General features: G+C 35.8%; 4 protein-coding genes and 1 pseudogene. All 5 read left to right on the top strand.

What is annotated here, in order from left to right; translation table 11 throughout:
- The coding region (locus tag AC3DU7_RS26670; protein WP_488042288.1) for a hypothetical protein at window positions 1–218 on the top strand (218 nt) is incomplete at its 5' end.
- A 113-nt stretch (window positions 219–331) separates the two neighbouring features.
- Complete coding sequence (locus AC3DU7_RS26665) at window positions 332–805, top strand: Uma2 family endonuclease (protein WP_488042287.1); 474 nt, start codon at window positions 332–334, stop codon at window positions 803–805.
- A 209-nt stretch (window positions 806–1,014) separates the two neighbouring features.
- Window positions 1,015–1,263 (top strand): annotated as a pseudogene (locus tag AC3DU7_RS26660) (Uma2 family endonuclease); the annotation flags it as partial.
- Window positions 1,264–1,554: 291 nt separating this feature from the next.
- Window positions 1,555–2,703, top strand: a complete 1,149-nt coding sequence (locus AC3DU7_RS26655; protein ID WP_488042286.1) for an ABC transporter ATP-binding protein — start codon at window positions 1,555–1,557, stop codon at window positions 2,701–2,703.
- 200 nt (window positions 2,704–2,903) lie between these two features.
- Window positions 2,904–4,022 (top strand): ABC transporter substrate-binding protein, encoded by a 1,119-nt coding sequence (locus AC3DU7_RS26650; RefSeq protein WP_488042289.1) that lies wholly within the window; start codon window positions 2,904–2,906, stop codon window positions 4,020–4,022.
- Window positions 4,023–4,295: the final 273 nt, after the last annotated feature.

The following is a 4,295-nucleotide window of genomic DNA, read 5'->3' as shown; positions in this document are numbered from 1 at the left end:
AACAATTAGAAGAATCTACTGAGAAAAAAGATGATGTGCCCAGAGAAAAATCATCTCCTGAAACAGAAGAATCTACTGAGAAAAAAGATGAATCGGAAACCACTAAACCATCCTCAGAAAAATCTACTGAAAAAAAAGACGATATGCCCAGAGAAAAATCATCTCCTGACTCAGAAGTATCTCCTGCAAATAATGATGATTATTTACTCACAGAATAGACATCTCCAATAATAAAAAATAAAATCAATTATTGCACTATATAAATCAATTTTTTCCCCTACTCCCTACTCCCTACTCCCTACTCCCTACTCCCTGTTTAAAGAGATTAATTATGATTGTAGAAACTACCCCACAATTAATGACCTTAGACGAATTTTTAGACTGGTATCCAGATGGTTATGGTCGTTATGAATTACACAATGGAGTTGTTTTTGAAATGCAACCTACTGGAACTCACAAACAAGTAGCAGGTTTTCTCGCCCTTAAACTAGGAGTACAAATCGAACTTCTTGAACTTCCTTATATTATTCCCAGACAAGCAATTGTTAAACCGGTAGATACAGATAAATCTGGTTATAATCCCGATGTCATTGTTTTGGATAAATCTGCTTTTAAAAATGAATCTTTATGGAAAAAACGTTCCACAATTACTCAAGGAAAAACAGTCAAGCTAATTATTGAAGTTGTGAGTACAAATTGGCGCGATGATTATGGTCTTAACGAAGTCAGAAGTCAGAAGTCAGAAGTTAGAAGTTATTTTTGTAACGGGGATTTGAGCAAGACTCCAAAAAAAAAATCGCCTTAAAAGGCAGGTTTTTATACCAAATTTACGCAAAGGCAGTTACATCTTAATTTGTGATTTATTCCTAAAAGAAAAAATTATAAATTCCATAAATTATAAAATTTCCACCTTTTTTCCTATTTAATATTTATGTTTTTCTTTCTCTGTTTCCAGAACCGGTGTTCCCTATTCCCTGTTTCCTCACTGTAACAATATTTTATGAAATTGATATTAGACCCAATTATTTTGATAAATTAATTGATTATGAGAAATTAGAAATACCAGAATATTGGATAGTTGATTATTTGGGATTAGGAGGAAAACGTTATATTGGCAACCCCAAACAACCTACTTTGTCAATTTATCAGTTAATTGATGGGGAATATCAAGTACAACAATTTAGAGGGGATGAAAAAATTATTTCTCCTACATTTCCAGAACTTAAATTAACTGCCCAAAATATTTTTGCAGTAGGAGATTAAAAAAAATAGAAAATCAGATTTTTGATATCCTAGACAAACAGCTAAGAAGTTGTTTACAAAAGCAGCAAAATTTTCAAACTGTTCTGATATTTTCTCTCTTGGGGTTTAATACCTCACACCTCTAACAGATGTAATAAATGTCTGTATTATCCTTTAGTTAATTAATTACCAAATTACCAAAAATAGATGAAGCGCAATAGCCAGAACTGCTAAAATATTGAAAAACATTACACTTAAATTCAATAAGACCCAAATTTCCAGAGTAAATTCCCCAATTATGACATAGCAACCATGACTCAAACTGCGCTTAATATAGGGACAACAGTAACCGACACCCAAAACGACGTTGAACTGCGTAAAGTATTCAAAGTGTTTGAAGGCCATACAGCCGTGCGAGGCGTGGACCTGAATATCCATCAAGGAGAATTTTTTAGTATTCTTGGCCCTTCTGGCTGTGGCAAGACTACAACATTGCGCTTAATTGCTGGATTTGAATCCCCATCAGCAGGAGAAATAATGATTAGGGGAGTATCCATGAATCAAACTCCCCCTTACCGTCGCCCCGTAAATACTGTTTTCCAAAGCTACGCTCTATTTAATCATCTCAGTGTCAAAGATAATATTGCCTTTGGACTAAAAATTAAACGTTTAGGAAAAACTGAAACTGAGGAAAAAGTGGCACAAGCTTTACGACTGGTGAAAATGGAAAAATTTGCCGATCGCTATCCCAATCAAATATCTGGTGGGCAACAACAAAGGGTGGCTTTAGCAAGGGCACTGGTAAATCGTCCAGCAGTATTATTATTGGATGAACCTCTTGGTGCCCTAGATTTGAAACTACGCAAACAAATGCAAATGGAATTGTCTAGTTTACATAGAGATTTAGGCGTTACATTTGTAATGGTAACTCATGACCAAGAAGAAGCTATGAGTATGTCTGACCGTATTGCCGTCATGCACGAAGGTAGAATAGAGCAGATAGGTTCCCCCAAAGAAATTTACGAGCGGCCTGAAAGTCCTTTTGTAGCAGATTTTATCGGAGAGACGAATTTATTTCAGGGTCGAGTTGAATTTATCGATAATTCAAATATAGTAGTTAAGACAGATCGTGGTATTAAAATTGTTGTACAAAAATCAACAGTTAGTGAAGAGGCGCAAAACGGAGAGATTTATGCAGGCGCTGCCGTAGTCGTCAGTGTGCGGCCAGAAAAAATAGATTTAAGTCTTTATTCCCCAGATGTATCAGAAAATTGCTTTGAAGGTAGATTAATCAATGTTATGTATATGGGGACTCATGTATATTATCATGTAAATCTGTTGTCAGGCGATCGCATGACGATAAGGCAGCCCAATACAGAAGGAACTTTGCCCAGTGCAGATACTCCTATCTATATCTATTGGGCAAAACAAAATTGTTTAGCTCTCAGCGAGACAAGATAACAAAAACGTAAACTAAATTTTCACTATTGAAAAATCACTGAATAATTAAGGTTTAAAGCCTCTCCTTATAAAGGAGAAAAATTTTTCCTTAAGAGTCAATCCTCTCCTAGAAAAGAAGAGGTAATTGTTAATTATTAATTATTAATTATTAATTGTTGAAAGTGCCTCCAACTAATTTCGAGAAATATCGGGGAAATGTTATTGCTACATCTGTTGACAAGCAAGATGCTGGCACTTCTAGACGTCAATTTCTCAAAACGTCAGCAGCTACCATCGCAGCTTCAGCTCTTTCTAGTTGTGGTTGGAGATTAGCTGAAGTAAAATCAAACCCCCGAATGCAGGGAGATTCAGATTTGCTCTATGTCTATACTTGGGCAGGTTATACAGATCAAGATTTGCTCGATCGCTTCTATGATGAAACAGGAATTAAAGTAGTTGCAGATGTATTTGACTCTAATGAGTCGATGCTAGCTAGAGTGCAAGCTGGGGGAGGTGGAGCATATAGCATCATCTATCCATCTGATTATATGGTGCAAAAAATGGATTCCCTGGATTTGCTGACAGAGTTAGACCATTCTCTAATTCTTGGTTTAGACGATCTGTTCCCTGAATTTCAAGACCCCATATACGATCGTGGTAATACCTATAGTGTACCCATAAGTTGGGGTACTACTGGTTTAATTTACAATAGCAAACTTTTACCAACTGCACCCACTGACTGGGAGTATCTCTGGGAAAATCAAGATTTAATATCGAAGCGCCTAACCCTAGCTAATGACGTGCGTGAGGTGATGGGGTTTGCTTTGCGAAAGCTGGGATATTCCTATAACTCTACCAATGTTGAAAGTATCAGGGAAGCTTACCAAGAGTTACTCATACTTAGACCAGCGATCGCTTCTTTTACTACAGATGGTTGGCGGTCTCAAATTTTGGTAGAAGATTTGTTGATAGCCATGTGTTATTCTTCTGATGCTGCAGAAATTAAACCAGAAAATGAAGACTTAGAATATATTACTCCCCGCAGTGGATCATCTCTGTGGACGGATACATTAGTTATTCCAAAAAATGCTCCTAACCCTGATGGTGCTTATCAGTGGATTAACTTTATGTTACAGCCAGATATAGCAGCTGAAATTGTGGAGAGACTAAGTTTTGCTACACCTTCTCGGGTAGCTTATCAAAAATTACCAGAAGACCTAAAAGAAGATCCTACTTTATTTCCCCCAGAGTCAATTATTGAAAAGTGTGAAAGTTTAGCTCCACTTGGTAAATATGAAGAAGTTTATGATGAATACTGGACGAAGTTAAGAAGTGGATAATTGAAAGGAGGAAGAAAGAAAGAGGAAGAATAAAAATTCCTAAGTTTATCAGTGGGATAATTCTTAGTTATTAAAGTCTAATAGTTAATAATTTTTTTAATTTCTATAGTGCTTAGTACTGCTACAAAAAAGTGTTAGGACATTGATAAAATTGAAACCCTTATACAGTTAATAGTTTTGACTTGAACTGATAACTGATAACTGATAACTGATAACTGAAAAGTGTTAGGACATTGATAAAATTGAAACCCTTATACAGTTAATAGTTTTGAC

The organism is Okeania sp., from assembly GCF_983059655.1.
This window is presented reverse-complemented; position numbering and strand designations above follow the sequence as displayed.

What these genes read in the sequence shown, in the direction of transcription:
- AC3DU7_RS26665 (WP_488042287.1), top strand. Translation starts at nt 332, where the DNA reads ATGATTGTAGAAACTACCCCACAATTAATGACCTTAGACGAATTTTTA.
- AC3DU7_RS26655 (WP_488042286.1), top strand. Translation starts at nt 1,555, where the DNA reads ATGACTCAAACTGCGCTTAATATAGGGACAACAGTAACCGACACCCAA.